This is a genomic window from Fontibacter flavus (genome assembly GCF_042432905.1).
GTDB lineage: Bacteria > Bacteroidota > Bacteroidia > Cytophagales > Cyclobacteriaceae > Fontibacter > Fontibacter flavus.
The window spans coordinates 52105-71203 of sequence record NZ_JBHLWI010000037.1 but is presented as its reverse complement, the minus strand read 5'-3'; the positions used below and the strand labels follow the sequence as shown (position 1 = coordinate 71203).

Below are 19099 nucleotides of genomic sequence, written 5' to 3'. Positions count from 1 at the left end.
TGCTTCTATCCATGGGAAATGATCATGCCGTCTTCCATGACAATGGTCCTGTCAGTTTTTGAGGCCATATCAAAATCATGGGTAACCATCAGCATGGTCTGATGAAATTCCTGGACAAGCTCTTTAAATATTCCTAATACCAAATCTGAATTCTTTTTATCCAGATTTCCGGTCGGCTCATCACTCATAATAATTAGGGGATTATTCATCAAGGCTCTTGCAATGGAAACCCTTTGTTTTTGCCCTCCTGACAATTGATTGGCCTTTTTGAGTGCATGGTCCTGCATGTCGAAAACCTTTAGCTTTTCCATAGCGATTTGCTCCAACTCTTCCCTTGATTTCTGATTGAGTTTAAGCCCAGGAATCATCACATTCTCCAGCACCGAAAACTCATGGATCAAGTAGTGAAACTGAAAAACAAACCCGATTTTTTCATTTCTCAAATGGGACAGGTAATTGGATGATTGACCAGTAATCAGATTGCCATCTAAATATAACTCTCCTTCGTAATCTGTATCCATGGTAGAAAGGATGTAGAGCAAGGTAGACTTGCCGCATCCGGACTTTCCCATGACAGACACAAATTCACCTTTTTTAACCGAAAAGGTAACCTCTTTGAGCACTTGGGTCTTCCCAGGACTGTAGAAGAATTTATTAATCTTTCTGGCTTCAATTACCTTTTGACCATCCATATTACTTTCCTCTGATGATTTCTACAGGATCTACTTTACTTGCCTTACGTGAAGGGAAAAACCCGGCCATATAGGTGGTTACCAAACTAAAAATCCCTCCGATTAAATAATATTTGGGATTGAAATTCACAGGATAAGTTTTGATGGTGGGCAAGGCCTCGGTTTCAAAAGGGATTCTTTCAATGCCCAAACAGGCCAAAAAACCAAAAAGCAATCCCAAAAGCCCGCCTACAAACCCTATAGAAACCGCTATGCTGATGAAAATATTCCTTACATCTGCACCGGAAAACCCAATGGCCTTTAAAATAGCGATGGTATCCATTTTTTCATAGATCATCATATTCAGGATATTGTAAATCCCAAAACCCGACACCACCAACAAGGTGATTCCCACTGCATAACTGATCAAGGACCGTACATTTGAACCTGTCTCAAACAGAGCGTTTACGGTCTGAATATCATCAGCATCAATCCCAAAGGTAGATCGGTATTCTTTGGCCAAGGCCGGAGACTGATTTAAATCATGCAATTTGACCTGAATGTCTGTGATATAGGAAGAAGTTTCTCCCAACATTTTTTGGGCGGTGGCCAAAGACACATAAGATTGTAGATTGTCCAATTCCCCAATTCCTGACTGATAATAACCTACTACCTTTAACAGCAGCCTATTCCCTTGGGCGGTGGTAATCTGTACATAATCTCCAATTTCCGCCATCATCTTATCTGCCGCACCCTTTCCCAGAATGATACTATTGGTAGTATATTGAAGGTCCATAAAATTTCCTGCCACCACATAATCACTGAAGGCGAATAGGCGATTTTCCTCTTCCACTTCTATACCATTTAACACCCCCGGGATATCCACATTGCCCACATTGAAAAAAACCTGAACAGAAATTTTTGAAGCCACCCCCAAAATCCTTTTGTCCTCTTTAAGGGTCCGGATGATAGCATCATTGTTGTAAATACTTACCCTGCTCACGGAAGGCTTCACGGAACGGATGATATTGTGAAAATCTTTAAAATCTTCCGAAAGCGTTACCGGCTGCTCCTCATTAGGTTTGATATCATTATAAAAACGGACATGGGCGGTACGGTTCAAAATAAGACCATCCAATAAATCATTCAAACCGTTCATAAAGCCTAACAAAGCAATAAACATGGTGATGCTGAAAGTGACACCCACAGCTGCCACCATGGTCTGCTTGATCCTAGCCATCATCAGTGCTTGCGCTATTTCTGCAATCAGGGCAAACCGCATGATTATGGCTTTTTGAGTTGTGTGGCTTCATCAATCCCGCTCTGGATTTCTACTTTCTGTAAGTCTTTGATACCCGTTTGTACAAGAACAGAATCCCCCTGGGTATCAATCACAAACTTCTCTTTCAGAAGGAATGCCCTCGGTATGGTCAATGCATTTTCCTTGGATTGGATGATGATATTGGCTTCAAAATTAAGGTTGGGATAAAGTGTTTCCGGTCTTTTGACAAATTCCCCTTCTACGGTAAAGCTTTTGTTACGTTCATCCATTATAGGGTTGATTTTACTCACCTTTGCTTCAAACACTTCCCCACGGTAGCTGTCCATGGTGACCAGTATTCTTTGCCCTGTTTTGATTTTGGCGATATCATACTCATCTACCTGCATTTCCAAAATAAACACCTCTGCACTTCCAATAATGGCCAAGGGTGTTTGTGGATTGACCATCTCCCCAACTTCTACCAAAAGCGCATAAACCTTACCATCTATTTTACTTTTCAAGAGAAGATCACTTTCCAATGACCTGGAAAGGGCCAAGCTTTTACCTGCATTTTTTTCGTTAAAATCAATTTCCCTCTTCAAATCCTCATAGCGGAGCTTGAAGGACCTGAACAATGTCTTGGAATTTTCAAAATTTAACTCTCTCTGCTCCAGATCGATTGCTTTTCCAATTCCCTGAGCCCATAGTTTTTTTTGCCTTTCCAGCAAAATGGAATCATTTTCATACTTATTCTTGGCCAGTTCTATGTTGATTTCGAGATCTTTCAACTTGGCCATATTTTCCCTGCGGTCGGTATAAGCCCTAACCAATTCCGCAGTTTCCCTATTAAGCCGGGTAGTTTCATTGGTGATTTCCAAAATAACTTCGCCTGCGTTAACTCCTTCTCCTTCTTGAACATAGAGGGCTTTCAAAATCCCTGAAGTATTGGCAAAAGCCCGGTACTGATCTTTGGCTTTGACAAGTCCGGAGGCAAAAACCGATTCAGAAATATTTTCTCTTTGAGGATATACTGTTTCTTCTTTTTGCCCACAGGAATAATGGATCAGGATCAAAAAAAATAAGGTATAAACCCGGAGTCTCATGGTGCTTGGTTTGGTTTAGGCTAATTTAACCTGTCTTGGAGAAAAAAAATAGTTTTGGCTTACTTTAATTGGCAGGACAGATCAGGTAAAAAATTGGCTTAGGAATGCTTGGGCTAATTCTGATTAAAATCAATATGATTATCCGCAATTATACCACTAACTTAATTGCATAAAATTTACCTGTATATTAGAATCAATATCCATGAATAACTTGTCCGCCGAGACGGATCCAATATCAATAAATATCAGTATGGTTAAAAACCGCATTTATAATGATTAATGGTATCATTGCGGATTTACATAAAAATCAAAAAGCCGGCTTATACCGGCTTTTTCAATTCATTAAAAAGGTAAGATCACTTTATCAATTACATGGATCACACCATTGGTAGCTTGGATATCTGTAGCAACAATTCCAGCTTCTCTTTCTCTAAAATCTATCAATTTTGGTCCGCTGATATCAATACCTAAATCATCCCCTGAAAACATCTCGATGGTCGTATTGGAAAGGTCGCTAGAAAATACCCTTCCCGCAAATACGTGATAAGCCAAAACACGCTGCAAACCAGCAATTCCTATTCCTGTATCCTCGTCGATCAATGCCTCCAAACTTGGAAAACCCAATTCATCCAAAAGGTCCCCAAAAGCTGCATTGGTTGGAGCAAAGACAGTCAGATTATTGGTTGTTGCCAACAAATTTCCAAAACCTGCAGCTTGAACAGCAGCAACAAGAATTGTAAATTCTGGGTCTGCTCCCAATGCAATTTCAACAATGTTTTGGGTAGGAGGCAAGAGCACCTGGTCTATTCCGTGAATCACACCATTTCTGGCTCTTTTGTTTACCATCACGATATTTGCATTGTTGACTATTGCACCATCGTTCAAATTGATTTCGACTGCTGCTCCATTCACTGTAGGAACAAAACCGTTTCTCAAATCAGTAGAAAGCACAGTTCCACCCACCACATGGTAAAGTAAAATCTCCTTCAAATTAGGTTGCCTTCTGATATTGCCCGGATTTAATCCTAATGCAGCGAATGCAGCATCTGTAGGTGCAAATACTGTCAGCTCATTTCTGGCGAATACAGAGGCCAGACCTGAACTTCCCAAGGCAGCATTGAAGGTAGCATAGGTAGCGCCAGCATTCTTTCTGGCATTTTCTACTCCATCTTCCTCTACACCGTTTTCTATTGATTTCAAAACTTCAACAAGCGTCATTGCACCTTCAGTGTCCTGAGACAATTGGGTTTCCTGCTCCAGATCAGAGCAACTCCAGCTAATAGCAGCAACCATAATCAACAGCGCTGCTAAAATTGATTTTATTGGTTTCACATTCATTTTCTTGTGGTTTATGGTTATGTATTTGTAATAAAACAACCACAGAACTTTATGTGCCAAAAAAAGTTTTGTCAAAATGAAAAATAATTGGGGTAAATTAAATTGAATTTCAGATGGTTAATAAAAAATGACATAGAATTAAATCTCAATTTGAGACTCAGGTCAAATGTCCACTAATGAGCCAAAGTAGCCTTGCTTCACGATAACCTTGTAGAGTCACCTTATTTTAAAAACTCCCAATCTAAATGGACGCCATTAGGATTTAAAATTTTACTTTTTAAATACATCTGTAAAACATGAAAACTAGAAACATTGGAAGAATCGATCACACTATCAATACATTGAATTGATAACCAATCACTTAAATACATTTCAAGACATACTCTCCAAAGAAGAAGCTGCATAGTTTAAGCAAAAAAAAATATTTTATTATAAAAATCTTTTCTTAAATTTTCGAGAAAGTTAAATCACCCAAAACAATATTTCATAAAACCCAAAATCACAATGACTCAACAAAAACCTTTAGGAGTTCCTTTACAGGATAGGTATTTAGCACTTGATGTACTAAGGGGTCTCACTATCTCACTGATGGTAATCGTGAATACCCCTGGAAGCTGGTCAAATATCTACGCCCCTTTCTTGCACGCTGATTGGCATGGATTTACCATTACTGACCTGGTATTTCCTACATTCCTTTTTGTGGTAGGCAATGCCATGAGTTTCAGCATGAAAAAAATGGAAAAACTTCCCCAAAGTGCTTTTCTGAAAAAAGTATTTAAAAGAACTGCTTTGATCTTTCTTTTTGGCTGGCTGCTCAACGCCTTCCCTTTTTATGATTACAGTAGTGAAACAGGGTATACAATGATCAATTGGGGAGAAGTCAGGCTTCTGGGAGTTCTTCAAAGGATTGCGCTTTGCTACATGGTGGCTTCACTTGTCCTATACTACCTGGGCAACAAAGGGGCCGTGGTATTCAGTGCTGTTTCTCTAATTGGATATTGGGCTGCCATGTATTTTTTTGGTGATGCACAAGATCCTTATTCGTTAAATGGCAATGCAGCCCTCAAATTGGATCTGTGGTTAATTGATGTCAAAAATCTTTATACAGGGGAAGGTGTACCTTTTGAACCTGAAGGTATACTAAGCACCTTTCCATCTGTTGTCAATGTTATTGCAGGTTTTTGGGCAGGAAAATTCATCCAAAATAATGGCAATAATGCCGACACTGTCAAAAAAATATTGTTATACACATTGGGCCTGATTGTCCTTAGCCTTATTTGGGATATGGCTTTCCCAATCAACAAGAAGATTTGGACAAGTTCCTATGTCTTATTGACCGTTGGCCTTGACCTTATTGTACTTGGTTTCCTAATAATGGTAATTGAAGTATGGCAAAAAAGAGACTGGACCTATCCTTTGGAAGTATTTGGACGTAATCCATTAATTCTCTACATACTTTCAGGCGTAATCATCACCCTATTCAATGAGATCAGAATCGGAGATCAGAGTATAAAAGGCATTCTTTATCAAAACCTTTTCACAAGTTGGTTGGGACCCAAAGATGCCTCACTTCTATTTTCCATTGCCTACATGCTACTGATTTGGGCAATCGGACTTTGGATGGACAAAAGAAAAATCTACATCAAAGTCTGATCAGGCAGATCAACGGTCAAAGAATGACCTTCTTCTGGAAACTTTCAAATCCTGCAGGATAGATGATTTCACTCTGATATCCACATTGTAAGAAGTAAATCTTCCAAAAGGAATCCAGTTGACATTCATCTGCCAACAATGCAGGTCACGTGCTATGCCTATCATAGTCTGCGTGATCTGCGCTGTTCTGAAATCATAACCACCATTGAAGTTGATTTTCCATTTGTCTGAAATACTCAGATCTCCATTGATATTAATGGCAGAAGTGACTGTGGCCTGGCCATTTTGACTCTTGGTGTAGGCGATGTTATAACCAAAGCCAAGATTCCATGGAATATTCCAATCAATATACTGTGAAGGATCACTGACAATTCGGTTGATCTCATTTTCGACAAACTCGTTCATAATCCCCCCCTGTTGTAAAAAGTCATTGGTAATATCTTCCCTGACCTCTCCGGGCGTTCTGCCGGAACGGTTTGGGTTGACGTTACCATTGATATTCATCTGCAATGACCTCAGGGTTCCTATTCCCTGACCTCTAGACCAAGCAAACTCATTGATTCTACGGGTAGTAGAAACACCGGTCTCTGCATTAGTGATTGTCCTAGTAGCATATGGATCTATATTACCGGAAAGGTTTACCGATAATTTGTCTTCAAAAAAGGAAGTACGGGTATTGAAATTTAATGGTGCCAGATTAAAAGAATCTGCCGCAAAATTATAACTGGAAGACAAGTTAAGCGACTGCAACAAAGGAACCTTTTTGGTACTGCCATCACCTGTTTCCTGGTCTGTTTTCACCTTTGCCTCCAGTACATTCCTCAAGTTCATGCTCAAAGACCTGGATTCACCCAAAGGCGCCCCGCCAAATAGAAAACCCTGATGTCTTGAAAACAATTGTGCTCGTCCTTCTGCATCTACCTGAACCTCTTGGTAATAGCCAAGAGCCGGATTTGAGAAATCAGGAGTATAATTAAAGCCGAAAGAAGGCTGCATGTGATGTCTGATTGCCTCTATTCTTTTCTTGTTTTTAAAATTATAGAACCCATAGATATTGGTATTCAGCGCAAATGAGGAGTTATAATAAGTCACCCTGTTAAAACCATTCTCCAAAATCCTGTCAACCCTATTCTCTACGGGATTGTAATAAAAATTGATTCTTTCCAAATACCATAATTCCGTCAAATTCACTGAGGCTGTACCCGTGAAATATTTAAATAAGGTAAAGTTAGAAGTAACCGGAATCGTGTTTCTGGCACCGTTATCAGCATCTCTCAGTAATTGGGGCAAATTGGCCAAGGTAAAATCAACAACATTTGGCCTGTTGACCAAGGTTTCTCCCTGTGCACGTTGCAACACTTCGTTTTGAACTCCAAATGTTGGTGTAATCCTATTGTTGATAGAGTTCTGCAAACTGAAATTCCAGGCAATATTCAATGTTTTCAAAGGTTCAAATTTGACATTTTGAAACGGATTCTGCCTGTTCATATTGATGGCGATATCAGGTAGAATGATATTCACCTCATCTGTCTGCATGTTTTGGGAGTGTCTCAAATTGGCGGACAAACTAAAAGGTGTGCCCTGAAAAGTTTTGCTATAGGAAACATTGGATGAGAATTCTGACCTGACGTTATTGACAAAACTATTAGGGTTAACGACCACGTTATTATAGTTAGTGGTACCTGCGTTAACGGATGCTGAAAACCTGGAATTCCCTCTTGATTCCGGCTGATGGCTCCACCTAACCCAGAAAGTATCATAATCAAGTGGATTGAGTTCTGTTTCAGGACTTTTGAACTTTTGATAGTCAAAATCAAAAGAGCCGTTATACCGATATCTCTTTTTGTAAATGGTGGCAGCTTTGGCCCCATAACCTCCCTGCGTGTAAATATCGCCTGTTATCCGGGTGTGGATGTAATCATTGAAGGCGAAATAGTAGCCAAAGTTCCTAAGGAAAAAACCCCTGATCCTCTCTTGGCCATAGGAAGGGAAAACAATCCCCGATGCTTTCTCATCAGGTGTGTCCGGAATAATCCCAAATGGCAAACCCGCTGGTGTTGGAATATTATTGAAATAGAGGTTGAAAGGTCCTGTAACCACCTGTTTGCCTCTTATGGATTTGATTTTTGCGGCACTGATATGCCAGTGGGGTGTGGCCAAATTACAGGTAGTATAATAACCATGATCGAGGTAAATGCTCCCGTCCTGATCCTTTTTGATGGTTTGTCCTCTCAGTAAACCATCTTGCTGCTCGGTCACCACATCTTTGATAATGGCCTTTTGGGTTTTGAAATTATACCGCATTTCCTTGCGGATTTCGTAAGTGGAATTCCCCTCTTTAAAAATCGGATTACCCTGAATATTTCCCAAGCTATCGGTTATCCCTGATGCAAAAAGTTCACTTTTGTCCCAATCAATGATAATAAGATCCGCATCTAAGCGAATATTTCCATATTCAAACCAAGCTTCATTATAAAGGTAAACCCTGTTTTGGGTAAAATCCGTAATGATACTATCTTCAGCATAATAATTGATAGTAGTTTGAATATCACCTTTAGGCACTACATTTGTAGTGTCTGATTTGGGTAAGGTGTCTGAAGGTATCAGCTGTAAGGAATCTAGCTGGGGAAAGCTAAGTGCAGCCGGATTAAGTACAGAATCAGGAGCGACAACAGCCCTTTCAGGAACAGTTCTGGACCTTTGTTGAGAAAAGCCAACCTGGGGCAAAGCCCAAAGAAGAGTAATGACAAGCAAACAGATCCAAGTATTACGCACTTATTAATTTCTATTTGTTTAAAAATTTATAAATTTTACGCGGGCAAAGTTAATAGTATTCACACGCATGAAACGATTCAAAGTTAAAAATATTCTTATATTTTCGTTAGTAACCTTCTTTTTCCTTTTTTCCGGATTTTCAGCAGACGGCCCAAAAGCACCTGATCGACTCAGACGTATAGTTATAGACGCGGGTCATGGCGGTAAAGATCCCGGTGCACTCGGATCCTATTCTAAGGAAAAAGACATCACCTTAGCAGTAGCCTTGCAGGTAGGAAAATATATTGAAGAATACCTTCCTGGAGTGGAAGTCATCTACACCCGTAAATCAGATGTCTTCCTGGAACTGAAAGAAAGATCCAATATTGCAAATAGAAACAGGGCAGATTTGTTCATCTCCATACATTGCAATGCGGCTGCAAATAAGGGCGTCTATGGTACCGAAACCTTCGTCATGGGTACGAAAAACTTTGAGGCCAACTTTGATATCGTGAAAAGGGAAAACTCAGTGATTACCCTTGAAGAAAATTATCAGGAAAATTATGAAGGCTTTGATCCTTCCTCCCCTGAATCCTACATGATGTTCAACCTGACGCACAAAGCATATATTTCCAACAGCATTTCTTTGGCCGCAAAAATTGAAGATGATTTTACATCAAGAGTCAACAGATCGAGTCGTGGTGTTAAACAAGCTCCTTTTTATGTGCTTTGGACGACAAGCATGCCATCTGTTTTGATCGAACTTGGTTTTATCTCTAATACCAATGAGGAAAGATTCCTCAATAATAAAGACAACCAGGCTTATTTGGCTTCAGCCATTTACAGATCCATTAAAGCTTATAAAGAAGAGCTGGAAGAGATATAGAATTACCAATGACAAATGACAAATTTCAAATTTCAAAGGCAAAAACTCAAAAACCAAAATCCAAATCACAATATCCAAATTACAAAACTCAAGGATTAAACTCCCAACTGAAAATCACAAACGCCAGAATGATGAGATTTCAGTTTAAGGTCAAAATTTTTGGAGCAGGTTTTTGATTCGGATGGACTATTAGCATTATCAACAAGAAGTCTGACGGTGCATATAAATAATTTTTTACGTTTGGGAGAATACCTTATTTTAGCATCAGAGAAAACTAAACCCAAAATAATTTTATGGATATTGAGTTCAATAAAAACGAAGACCAGAACAAACAATTACTTTTCCAACTCCATAAAAAGCTGGAAGCTGTCAAACTAGGAGGCGGCAAATCCAGAATTGCCAAAGAACATGAAAAAGGTAAATTGACCGCTAGAGAGCGGATCAGTTACCTTACTGACGAAGGCTCTGACTTCCTTGAAGTTGGCGCATTGGCTGCTGACGGCATGTATGAGGAAGAAGGCGGCTGTCCTTCTGCAGGTGTGGTGACCGGCATCGGTTATGTGTCAGGCAGAATGTGTATGATTGTGGCCAACGATGCCACCGTTAAAGCAGGAGCTTGGTTTCCGATGACTGCCAAAAAGAACCTTCGCGCTCAGGAAATAGCCATGGAAAACCGCCTACCCATCATTTATTTGGTCGACAGTGCGGGTGTATTCCTTCCTATGCAAAATGAAATCTTTCCTGATAAGGAGCATTTTGGCCGTCAATTCAGAAACAACGCCAAAATGTCTTCAATGGGCATTATTCAGGTGGCCGCCATCATGGGAAGCTGTGTGGCAGGAGGTGCGTACCTCCCCATCATGTCAGATGAAGCCATGATTGTGGACAAAACAGGCTCCATATTTCTGGCTGGCTCTTACTTAGTCAAAGCAGCAATTGGTGAAACTGTGGACAATGAAACACTGGGCGGAGCTACCACACATTGTGAAATCTCCGGTGTCACAGACAACAAATATGACAGCGATCAGGAATGTCTGGACGCTATCAGGAAAATCTTTGACAAAATAGGAGACTATGAAAAAGCAGGCTTTGACAGGGCTGAAGCCAAAAAACCTGCAAAAAACATGGATGAACTTTATGGTATTTTCCCTTCTGACAGGGTTAAACCTTATGATATGCATGATGTCATTTCCCGATTGGTTGACGACTCAGAATTTGACGAATACAAAAAAGACTATGGCAAGACACTCTTATGTGGTACTGCCAGAATAGACGGATGGGCTATCGGTATTATTGCCAACCAAAGAAAGATCGTCAAGAATAAAAAAGGTGAGATGCAGATGGGCGGTGTCATCTATTCTGATTCGGCAGATAAGGCTGCACGATTCATTATGAACTGTAACCAACGAAAAATCCCATTGCTATTCTTGCAAGATGTCTCTGGTTTTATGGTAGGAAGCAAGGCAGAACATGGCGGAATCATCAAGGATGGCGCAAAAATGGTCAATGCCATGGCCAATTCAGTTGTCCCAAAGTTTACCATCATTGTCGGTAACTCTTATGGGGCAGGAAATTACGCCATGTGCGGCAAAGCATATGACCCGAGATTGATCTACAGTTGGCCAACCGCCCAAATGGCAGTAATGAGTGGGGCATCGGCTGCTAAAACTTTGTTACAGATCAAAGTGGCTTCTCTAAAAAAATCCGGAAAGGAAATATCTCCAGAAGACGAAAAACAACTTCTAAGGGAAATAACCGATAAGTACAATGAGGAATTGAGTCCTTATTACGCAGCCGCCAGACTTTGGGTGGATGGCGTAATCGATCCACTGGAAACAAGAAAAGTGATCAGCATGGGCATCGAAGCCGCCAACCATGCCCCTATCACAGAAAGATTCAATGTGGGTGTAATCCAGACCTAAACAAAATCTAAATGATATGACATTAATGACAGGCATTTTTTCAATGGCCTGTCATTTTTTTTAGACAAGTTCTCTGAAATGCAAACAATTACACCTAATTATAATTCTGATACCTGATTTTTTCTTGACTTTCAAGGAAACTTCATTCCCTTTCCACCTGTTATTTTGTAAATTGAAGTCCTTGGAATAACGATGGAAAATTTATCAGAAAAGGAATTGGATGCATTGGTTTCATTGTTGGATGATACTGACAGAGAAGTGAAAAACCATGTTCGTGATAAAATCATTTCTTTGGGAAGTGAGATTATCCCTTTTTTGGAAAAAAAATGGGAAACAAGTTTCAATCCTGATATCCAAAAAGAAATTGAAGAGTTGGTTCACGATCTTCAGTTTTCCCAACTGAAAGAAAGGTTATCAGATTGGAAAAAGAGTCCCGATCAGGACTTGCTTACCGGACTTTGGATTCTCAACACCTATCAATATCCAGATCTTGAATTTGACAAACTCAATGCCGATATGCATCAGATTTATTTTGATGTATGGACAGCATTCAAAAATGACCTTCTCCCCTATGAGCAGATCAGGATTATCAACGGTATACTATTCGGTCAACTGAGATTTTCGGCCAACACCAAGAACTTTCATTCTCCAGGCAATAGTATGCTTAGCAATGTTCTGGAAACAAAAAAAGGTAACCCAATCAGTCTTTGCGCCATCTATTTATTGGTGGCTCAAAAGCTTGGATTACCTGTTTATGGTGTCAATCTCCCTAATCTATTTGTTCTGACTTATAAGTCAAAAGATATTTCGTTTTACATCAACGCTTTCAATAAAGGCTTGATATTTAGTAAACAGGATATCATCAATTATCTGGACCACTTGAAAATTGAACACAGACCTGAATTTTTCGAACCATGTACCAATATCGACATTATTGCCAGATCACTTCGGAATCTGATGGTGGCTTTTGAGAAACTCGGAGAACTTCAGAAGGTTGAAGAGGTCAAGCAGCTTCTGGAAATTATCATTGAATCAAATCCTGAAACCTAATAGTTCAATAACTTCAGGTTACAGCCCACTGCCCTACTTGAGGATGGACTTGGATTTCTTCTGTTCTGTATGGCGTGAAGAGCACTTTCCAAATATTTGATATTTGCGCTTGCTGCTACTTGAGGATTGTTATCTATTGCTCCTCTATAAGCCACTGAAAAACCAGTTGGACTTGGCGTAATTACCAAAACTTCCGGAAGTTTGGTAATCCCCAACTGCTTGGCCACTCCTTGATCAGCATCAGCAAGAAATGGAAAATTAATGTTTTTTTCTGCAGCTCTGCCTTTCATATCTTCAGGCTTTTCTCCCTCATCGACATTGATATGCGGGTTGATCAAAGCAAAAACAAACCCATCAGAGGAAAACGTCTGATGAAGTTGCACTATTCTGTCTTCATATAACTTTGAAAATGGGCAATTGAGACTGGTAAAGATCAGTACCACCCCTTTTGCTTCACTATGAGCGTTCAATGTAAATTCATTCCCTGACAGAACGTCGTTCAACTGGAAATTTTCAACCCTCTGTGCATTGGCCTGAAAACCCACGAACAAAAAGAGGGACAAGGTTACAAATGCTTTTTTCATGAATGCTTAGTTTTTATGCTTATCAAATATACACACAAAGACTTTACCAAATTGTATAAGTCAGTACAATATCCTTCTCCCTATCAACCCTGACTTGGTAATGGTGATCTGAAAAATCTGACTGATAGACCTTCCCGATGATCACTGAGTCATTCAGGGTAAAAGGCTCCAAAAGGATGTTGTTTTTAAGGCTGATACCCCTTTTTCCCTGACATTTAAAAATTGATTCTTTTGCAGACCAAGCTATGGTGTGTAGAACCGGATCATTGTCAAGAAATGCTATTTCAGATGGGTCTAGAAATTTAGGTCCCAAACGCACTACTTTTTCACGGACAAAATCAAGATCGATTCCGACAGGCATATCTTTATGAAAAATAGCCGCAGCTATTCCTTTGGTATGGGTGAGGGAAACATATCCATACCCATCCATAGGATGGGATTTGCCGTGCTCATCCTTGAAAAAACCAGGATATGGCAAGGAGATACACTCTAAAGCAGATTTAATGGCAATTCTTGCCCCTTTCCATTCTACTCTTTTATCAACTCTGGAAATATTGGCGAAAGATAATTTCTCACGAAAACTTAAAAAATCAACCCCATTCTGTGAAACTTCTTCAATATTATTGACAGCCAAAGCTGATAAAGGACTAATTTTTTCTATTTTTGTTTGCATAGGCCCGATTGGGGTTATAGTGCTAATCAATGCAATTTATGTCAAATATACAAGTTAACAAACTTCATACGCTTACTGGTCACAACGATTGTATCTATGCCTTGGTAGAAGGTCCTGATCCTCGTTTTTTTTATACTGCATCTGGCGATGGAATGGTTGTAGAATGGGATCTTGACAATCCAAAGGATGGTAGACTTATGGCAAAGGTTGCACACTCTGTCTATGCTTTGGAAGTAGATAAGGAAAGAAACCTCTTGTTTATAGGTCATAACTTTGAAGGAATTCATGTCATCGATCTTGAAAAATCCAAGGAAATCTGGTCTATTAAGATCACTGAGCAATCCATATTTGACCTTAAGGCAATAGGAAACGAGCTCTATGTAGGAACAGGTGACGGTATCATCATTATCATAGATATTGAACAGCGTTCGGTAAAAAAACACCTTAAAATCAGTAAAAAAAGTGTGCGGGTTTTTGCCATCGATCCTACAAAAAGGCAATTGGCAGCAGGAATGAGTGACCATTCCATTAAAATTTTCAACCTGGCAGACCATAGTCCTATCCATAACTTGGAAGCCCATAATAATTCAGTATTTGCCCTTAATTACGCTCCAAACAAACCAGTTTTAATCAGCGGGGGAAGAGATGCCCACTTGAATTTCTGGGAAACAAAAAATTACTCACTACAGGAATCCATAGTGGCACACATGTTTGCCATCAATTACCTCTCCTTCCGGGAAGATGGGAATTACTTTGTTACCTGTAGTATGGACAAGTCTATAAAAGTTTGGGACAGCAATAATCTAAAGCTCTTGAAAGTTATAGATAAAGCTAGACATGCCGGACACGGTACTTCTATCAACAAAGTGCTTTGGAGCACTTATAACCATCAGATAATTTCGGTCAGTGACGATAGAAATATATCTATCTGGCACATTAACCTTTAACCAATAACACACATGACTGCTGCAGAAATCCGCCAAAAATCCTTTGAGAAAAATTTCAGAGGTTATGATAAAGATGAAGTTACTGCCTACTTACAATCAGTAGCCGAAGCATGGGACAAGCTGGTTCTGGAAAAAAATGAACTGGAAAGAAGGGTTGAAAACAGCGAAAGGGAGGCTAAAAAACTCAAGGATGTTGAAGAATCTCTTTTCAGAACACTGAAAACTGCCGAAGATACTGGCGCCAGTATCATCGAGGAAGCCAATAAAGCATCTGAGGAAATTCTGGCCGAAGCACACCAAAATGCAAACAGCATGCTGCAGGATGCCAAAAATCAGTCACAATACCTTGTGGAATCTGCTGAAGCAAAAGCTAAGGAAATTTTGAATAACCTCAGAGCGGATGTCAATGGGACATTGGAAAATTATGAGAAGCTTATTCAGCAAAGGGTATTGATTCTTAAAAATCTTGAAAAACTATCTGCTGACCTTGAACAAAGTATATCGGATTCAAATGAAACCTTTAAAAAAGTGAATATTCAGGTTCATGCAGATTTGGTAGAAGAACTCCAAAATAATGATTCATTCACGATTGCAAAAATCGCTGAAATACATCAAAAGGAGGAGTTGATCTACAACACTTCCAATAAATTAGAAGCAGTTAGCGAACAGACTGCTCATTCTGATTTAGAAGACGTGCCAGCAACGATGGAAACTGAGGAAACAGTAACTTCTGAAGAAGTATCTAGTAAAGAAGCCCCAATTGAAGAACCTAGATTAGAGGTAGAGGAATCCAAAACTGAAGCGGAGGAAAATAAACACAAGCAAAACAAAGAAGGATCATTTTTTGACAACTTAGACTGATGGGGAAAATTTCATTAGAAGGAATTGAATTTCACGCATACCACGGTGTCTTTTCCGAAGAAACCAAACTAGGAAACCGGTTTACCGTGGATATTCATGTGGAAACAGACTTTCAAAAGGCCATGCTTGATGATGACCTGAGCCATACCGTGGACTATGTGGGGCTCTATAAGATTGCGCAATCCCACATGCAGGAACCGGTAAAATTGTTGGAGCATTTGGCCCATCTGATGATTAAAGATATCTTGGTAGCCTATCCCAGCCTCAAATCTGTCATCATCACGATCAAAAAGCATAATCCTGCACTGGGAGGTGTAGTCAATTACTCAGTTGTAACAGTTAATTATCCTGAAGATTATGAATAAAACCCTTTTGACATTATTGGCGTTTTTATGCGGTTTACAATTAAGTTTTGCACAAACTACTTCCTATAGAATTTTTACAAAAGAAGGAGAGGAAGTTCATTTCGAGACCCTTGCACAAGCAGTAGCTAAACATGAGGTAGTCTTCTTTGGAGAACTGCACAATAACGGCATGGCCCATTGGCTTCAGTTACAATTATTGAAAAACTTACATGCAGAAAAAAAGGATCTTATCCTCTCAGGTGAATTTTTTGAGAGAGACGACCAATTGAACATCGATGAATGGTTTGCCGGGAAAATGACAGACAAAAACTTTGAAGCAGAAGCCAAATTGTGGAACAATTATGCCTTGGATTACAAACCGTTGATGCTTTTTGCAAAAAAGAACAATATTCCGTTTATAGGTTCCAATATCCCTAGAAAATATGCTTCATTGGTCAGCCGAGAGGGATTAGATGCTTTGGCAGAATTGAGTGAAGAAGCTAAAAAATATTTCGCGCCTCTTCCTATTGAAGTTGATAAAACACTTTCGGGATATGTAGGCATGAAAGATATGATGCACGGTTCGGGCATGAATGCGGATTTTATGGTAGAAGCACAGGCAGTGAAAGATGCCACTATGGCGAATTCTCTTTATCCATTCCTCGAAAAAGGAAAAACCATCCTTCACATCAATGGTTCCTACCATTCCAATCATTATGAAGGGATTGTCTGGTATCTGAAAAGAGATTACCCTACTACCAAAATCCTGACTATCAATACTGTGGAACAGGAAAACCTCTCTAGTTTGGATGAGAAGTCCAAACCCACCGCAGATTTTATTATAGTAACTCCAATTGACGGTCCAAAAAGTTATTGAAGTAGATGTATAGTAAAGCTGAAACGGCAAAAATCCGAAAAGATTTCTGGACTGCTTTTGGCCTATACATGAAGCCTGTGCCAAATGCAGAAGGCTACAGGACCAATTGGCAGAATTACAAAACAGGTATCAAAGATATCTATTTCAGAATGAAAGCTGAAAGAGGTTATGCATCCATAGGAGTAGAAATCACGCATAATGACACTGAACTTCAACAATTGTATTTTGAACAATTTGAGGAATTCAAAAAAATACTGGAAAGCGAATTAGGAGAAGATTGGGTTTGGGAAATGCATGTTCAAGATGAAACAGGCAAGATTATTTCCAGAATCCAAAAAATCTTACCTAAAGTCAACATCATGCAAAAGGAAGATTGGCCACAGATCATTTCATTTTTAAAACCCAGGATCATCGGGTTGGATGCTTTTTGGTGCAATATGAAACCAGCTTTTGAAGAATTGTAAAAAAATACAAACTTCAACTCTCAAATTTCAAGCTCCAACTTTCGAATTCCAAGCAACAAGCTTCAAATTCAAAAATTCAAAACCCTTGAGGTCTTTCACGCCGAGACGCTTGGACCTCAAAGGTTTTCTTATCAGCAAAACCTGTTACAAAATTTTTAGGGAAAGCAAAGTCTTACCTGTTAAAACTTCGAGGTTTTACAAAAACCCTCAATGGTCACTTTTACACAATCACTTTGGTCGTCCCTCCACCTTTAAGAGTAATTTCAACAGGTTTGTTGGATTTCCACGAACCGCCTGTGAAATCAGGAATATTGATGGAGTTGGACCTGTTGGCCACAGACCACTCGCTCAACGGGGAAATAGCTGACCACAAAGCAGCATCATACACATCTTGGTCTAAGGGAAGCCCATTGCGCAGACAATCGATCAGACGCCAGTCCATCATAAAGTCCATCCCTCCATGGCCTCCTATTTGCTTGGCCAATTCCCCTACTTTTTTGACGATTTCAGGCGTATATTTTTCTTCCAAGGCTTTTACTTCTTCTGCTTTCATCCAACTATGCCCTTTGGCGACTTTTGGATCGGGATATTTCTGTGCAAAGCCTTCAGTTCCGCTAACAGTATGCAACCTGGAATATGGCCTTGGGGAAGTGACATCATGTTGGATCATGATAGATCGGCCTTTTTTAGTTTTGATGATGGTGGTATTCATATTACCACCGTATTTTTTCTCGGCAAATGGTCCAAAGAAATTATCCTTTTCCGCTAAAGACCTGGCCATTTTGGCCATATGAAAATCATTGGAAGAAAGGGAAGTCAGGTAATCCATCTGATCTCCCCGGTTGATGTCCATAATCTGACATATTGGCCCCAATCCATGTGTGGCATATAGGTTGCCATCCCGGTAATTTTCCTTCAACCTCCACATGTCCTGATAGCCGCCTTCAGTATCTTTTTTGAAATTCAGCCACAACAAATCGTGGATATAGGCACCTTCTCCATGGATGATTTCACCAAAGAAACCATCCCTTTTCATACTCAAGGTCATCAATTCAAAAAAGTCATAGCAGCAGTTTTCCAACATCATGCAGTGCTTTTTAGTACGCTCAGAAGTTTCTACCAATTGCCAGCATTCTTCCAATGTCTTGGCTGCAGGGACTTCCACGGCTGCATGCTTGCCCGCTTCCATGGCATATACTGCCATCGGGGTATGCCAGTCCCAAGGTGTAGTGATGTAAATCAAATCCAGGTCATTCCTGTCCACCAATTTCTTCCAGGCATACACATTGCCAGAATAGCCCTCCGGATTGTGCTTGGTGCCCTCAAGCTTCGCCTTCATTTTATCAACCCTTTCAGGGATCAGGTCACAAAGCGCTTTGATTTCCACCCCCTCTATCTTACTTAATCTGTCCACAGCTCCCGGCCCGCGCTGACCAAGGCCGATCACGCCTACCCGTACGGTAGCCAACTTTGGTGCGGCATAGCCACTCATATTGAAATGCTGGAGGTGGTTTCTCTGACTAAGTTGTAAAAGTTGCTTCGGACTTTCTGCCTGTGCAAAATTTGGCATGGCGGATCCTACCAAACCAAGACCTGCTAATTTGAGGAAATCTCTACGGTTATTGCTCATGGGTGTATGAAAATATGAATGGATTGAACATTTAATAACTGACCTGAATTTAAGGCATAATCTTGGCTATGCCTTACACCT

17 protein-coding genes are annotated in these 19099 nt (G+C 40.0%); 9 read left to right on the top strand and 8 right to left on the bottom strand.

The features are described 5' to 3' along the window. Positions 1-5: 5 nt before the first annotated feature. The 4 genes from ACFFIP_RS13395 to ACFFIP_RS13380 all read right to left on the bottom strand — a co-directional run bounded on the left by ACFFIP_RS13395 (position 6) and on the right by ACFFIP_RS13380 (position 4373). The gene (locus ACFFIP_RS13395) at positions 6-692 is read right to left on the bottom strand and encodes an ABC transporter ATP-binding protein (protein WP_382388168.1); all 687 of its coding nucleotides are present in this window, start codon (positions 690-692) and stop codon (positions 6-8) included. A gap of 1 nt (position 693) precedes the next feature. After that, positions 694-1953: an ABC transporter permease gene (locus ACFFIP_RS13390; RefSeq protein WP_382388167.1), complete on the bottom strand. Its 1260-nt coding sequence runs from the start codon at positions 1951-1953 to the stop codon at positions 694-696. 2 nt (positions 1954-1955) lie between these two features. Further along, positions 1956-3035, bottom strand: a complete 1080-nt coding sequence (locus ACFFIP_RS13385) for an efflux RND transporter periplasmic adaptor subunit (RefSeq protein WP_382388166.1) — start codon at positions 3033-3035, stop codon at positions 1956-1958. A gap of 342 nt (positions 3036-3377) precedes the next feature. Beyond that, positions 3378-4373, bottom strand: a complete 996-nt coding sequence (locus ACFFIP_RS13380) for a fasciclin domain-containing protein (protein WP_382388165.1) — start codon at positions 4371-4373, stop codon at positions 3378-3380. A 504-nt stretch (positions 4374-4877) separates the two neighbouring features. Between ACFFIP_RS13380 and ACFFIP_RS13375 the strand changes: the two genes are divergently transcribed. Further along, positions 4878-6026 (top strand): acyltransferase family protein, encoded by a 1149-nt coding sequence (locus ACFFIP_RS13375; RefSeq protein WP_382388164.1) that lies wholly within the window; start codon positions 4878-4880, stop codon positions 6024-6026. Positions 6027-6035: 9 nt separating this feature from the next. Here ACFFIP_RS13375 and ACFFIP_RS13370 read toward each other — a convergent pair whose 3' ends face one another. After that, positions 6036-8801, bottom strand: coding sequence for a putative LPS assembly protein LptD (locus ACFFIP_RS13370; protein WP_382388163.1), 2766 nt, complete (start codon positions 8799-8801; stop codon positions 6036-6038). A gap of 67 nt (positions 8802-8868) precedes the next feature. On the opposite strand from ACFFIP_RS13370, the gene ACFFIP_RS13365 reads away from it, so the two are divergent. The 3 genes from ACFFIP_RS13365 (at position 8869) to ACFFIP_RS13355 (ending at position 12638) form a co-directional block, all read left to right on the top strand. Continuing rightward, positions 8869-9666: an N-acetylmuramoyl-L-alanine amidase family protein gene (locus tag ACFFIP_RS13365; RefSeq protein WP_382388162.1), complete on the top strand. Its 798-nt coding sequence runs from the start codon at positions 8869-8871 to the stop codon at positions 9664-9666. A gap of 293 nt (positions 9667-9959) precedes the next feature. Then, entirely contained in the window at positions 9960-11588 is a 1629-nt protein-coding gene (locus tag ACFFIP_RS13360) for an acyl-CoA carboxylase subunit beta (RefSeq protein ID WP_382388161.1), read from the top strand. A 192-nt stretch (positions 11589-11780) separates the two neighbouring features. Next, positions 11781-12638, top strand: a complete 858-nt coding sequence (locus ACFFIP_RS13355; RefSeq protein ID WP_382388160.1) for a transglutaminase-like domain-containing protein — start codon at positions 11781-11783, stop codon at positions 12636-12638. Here ACFFIP_RS13355 and ACFFIP_RS13350 read toward each other — a convergent pair. Together ACFFIP_RS13350 and ACFFIP_RS13345 are read right to left on the bottom strand one after the other, a co-directional pair. After that, positions 12635-13222, bottom strand: coding sequence for a redoxin domain-containing protein (locus ACFFIP_RS13350; RefSeq protein ID WP_382388159.1), 588 nt, complete (start codon positions 13220-13222; stop codon positions 12635-12637). The two genes, ACFFIP_RS13355 and ACFFIP_RS13350, sit on opposite strands and share 4 nt — an antisense overlap. Positions 13223-13265: 43 nt before the next feature. Beyond that, positions 13266-13895 (bottom strand): 4'-phosphopantetheinyl transferase family protein, encoded by a 630-nt coding sequence (locus ACFFIP_RS13345; RefSeq protein ID WP_382388158.1) that lies wholly within the window; start codon positions 13893-13895, stop codon positions 13266-13268. A 38-nt stretch (positions 13896-13933) separates the two neighbouring features. Between ACFFIP_RS13345 and ACFFIP_RS13340 the strand changes: the two genes are divergently transcribed. Genes ACFFIP_RS13340 through ACFFIP_RS13320 form a run of 5 tightly spaced genes read left to right on the top strand, consistent with a single transcriptional unit; the run spans position 13934 to position 17388 of the window. After that, on the top strand, positions 13934-14842 hold the full coding sequence (locus ACFFIP_RS13340) for an eIF2A-related protein (RefSeq protein WP_382388157.1): 909 nt from the start codon (positions 13934-13936) through the stop codon (positions 14840-14842). Between the two features lie 12 nt (positions 14843-14854). Further along, positions 14855-15703: a DivIVA domain-containing protein gene (locus ACFFIP_RS13335; RefSeq protein ID WP_382388156.1), complete on the top strand. Its 849-nt coding sequence runs from the start codon at positions 14855-14857 to the stop codon at positions 15701-15703. Then, positions 15703-16068, top strand: coding sequence for a dihydroneopterin aldolase (folB, locus tag ACFFIP_RS13330; protein WP_382388155.1), 366 nt, complete (start codon positions 15703-15705; stop codon positions 16066-16068). The genes ACFFIP_RS13335 and folB overlap by 1 nt, the downstream gene beginning before the upstream one ends. Continuing rightward, entirely contained in the window at positions 16061-16924 is an 864-nt protein-coding gene (locus ACFFIP_RS13325; RefSeq protein WP_382388154.1) for a ChaN family lipoprotein, read from the top strand. The genes folB and ACFFIP_RS13325 overlap by 8 nt, the downstream gene beginning before the upstream one ends. Positions 16925-16929: 5 nt before the next feature. Continuing rightward, positions 16930-17388, top strand: coding sequence for a DUF4268 domain-containing protein (locus ACFFIP_RS13320; protein ID WP_382388153.1), 459 nt, complete (start codon positions 16930-16932; stop codon positions 17386-17388). 220 nt (positions 17389-17608) lie between these two features. On the opposite strand, the gene ACFFIP_RS13315 is transcribed toward ACFFIP_RS13320, so the two are convergent. Then, entirely contained in the window at positions 17609-19018 is a 1410-nt protein-coding gene (locus ACFFIP_RS13315) for a Gfo/Idh/MocA family protein (RefSeq protein WP_382388152.1), read from the bottom strand. Positions 19019-19099 lie beyond the last annotated feature (81 nt).

Excerpts from the sequence above, each read along its gene's own strand:
- ACFFIP_RS13395 (WP_382388168.1), bottom strand. The coding sequence starts at position 692 with ATGGATGGTCAAAAGGTAATTGAAGCCAGAAAGATTAATAAATTCTTC.
- ACFFIP_RS13390 (WP_382388167.1), bottom strand. The coding sequence starts at position 1,953 with ATGCGGTTTGCCCTGATTGCAGAAATAGCGCAAGCACTGATGATGGCT.
- ACFFIP_RS13385 (WP_382388166.1), bottom strand. The coding sequence starts at position 3,035 with ATGAGACTCCGGGTTTATACCTTATTTTTTTTGATCCTGATCCATTAT.
- ACFFIP_RS13380 (WP_382388165.1), bottom strand. The coding sequence starts at position 4,373 with ATGAATGTGAAACCAATAAAATCAATTTTAGCAGCGCTGTTGATTATG.
- ACFFIP_RS13375 (WP_382388164.1), top strand. The coding sequence starts at position 4,878 with ATGACTCAACAAAAACCTTTAGGAGTTCCTTTACAGGATAGGTATTTA.
- ACFFIP_RS13365 (WP_382388162.1), top strand. The coding sequence starts at position 8,869 with ATGAAACGATTCAAAGTTAAAAATATTCTTATATTTTCGTTAGTAACC.
- ACFFIP_RS13360 (WP_382388161.1), top strand. The coding sequence starts at position 9,960 with ATGGATATTGAGTTCAATAAAAACGAAGACCAGAACAAACAATTACTT.
- ACFFIP_RS13355 (WP_382388160.1), top strand. The coding sequence starts at position 11,781 with ATGGAAAATTTATCAGAAAAGGAATTGGATGCATTGGTTTCATTGTTG.
- ACFFIP_RS13350 (WP_382388159.1), bottom strand. The coding sequence starts at position 13,222 with ATGAAAAAAGCATTTGTAACCTTGTCCCTCTTTTTGTTCGTGGGTTTT.
- ACFFIP_RS13345 (WP_382388158.1), bottom strand. The coding sequence starts at position 13,895 with ATGCAAACAAAAATAGAAAAAATTAGTCCTTTATCAGCTTTGGCTGTC.
- ACFFIP_RS13340 (WP_382388157.1), top strand. The coding sequence starts at position 13,934 with ATGTCAAATATACAAGTTAACAAACTTCATACGCTTACTGGTCACAAC.
- ACFFIP_RS13335 (WP_382388156.1), top strand. The coding sequence starts at position 14,855 with ATGACTGCTGCAGAAATCCGCCAAAAATCCTTTGAGAAAAATTTCAGA.
- folB (WP_382388155.1), top strand. The coding sequence starts at position 15,703 with ATGGGGAAAATTTCATTAGAAGGAATTGAATTTCACGCATACCACGGT.
- ACFFIP_RS13325 (WP_382388154.1), top strand. The coding sequence starts at position 16,061 with ATGAATAAAACCCTTTTGACATTATTGGCGTTTTTATGCGGTTTACAA.
- ACFFIP_RS13320 (WP_382388153.1), top strand. The coding sequence starts at position 16,930 with ATGTATAGTAAAGCTGAAACGGCAAAAATCCGAAAAGATTTCTGGACT.
- ACFFIP_RS13315 (WP_382388152.1), bottom strand. The coding sequence starts at position 19,018 with ATGAGCAATAACCGTAGAGATTTCCTCAAATTAGCAGGTCTTGGTTTG.